Source organism: Pseudomonas sp. HY2-MNA-CIBAN-0224 (genome assembly GCF_040310285.1).
In the GTDB taxonomy this organism is placed as follows: domain Bacteria; phylum Pseudomonadota; class Gammaproteobacteria; order Pseudomonadales; family Pseudomonadaceae; genus Aquipseudomonas; species Aquipseudomonas helleri.
Genome location: NZ_JBEOPQ010000673.1, coordinates 1 through 258, shown reverse-complemented (window position 1 = coordinate 258; position 258 = coordinate 1). Strand labels below are relative to the sequence as shown.

The window sequence follows — 258 nt, the reverse complement described above, 5'->3', positions numbered from 1 at the left end:
CTATATGCCTACATAATTAGATTTAACAGCACTCATTCTCTATTTTGATAGATACCTAGCCCTTTCATATTTAACTCTCTCTATGGCGATTTTTCGGCTTTCTAGCTGCATTACCTCATTCACCCTAGCAATTTCCTCTTGATTTAACCCTTGAATTGCCATTAAGTAAGGCTCAGCAAGCTGTTTAAGGGTGTCATAGCTGTCTTCCGCCACGATTTTATCCATCTTAGCCTTTTCGTAGTCCACTAAAATGCTGTT

1 protein-coding gene is annotated in these 258 nt (G+C 38.8%); it reads right to left on the bottom strand.

Features of this window, described 5'->3' with window-relative positions:
- Positions 1–39 precede the first annotated feature (39 nt).
- A partial coding sequence (locus tag AAEZ03_RS28005) for a hypothetical protein (RefSeq protein WP_350583193.1) occupies positions 40–258 on the bottom strand: 219 nt, incomplete at its 5' end.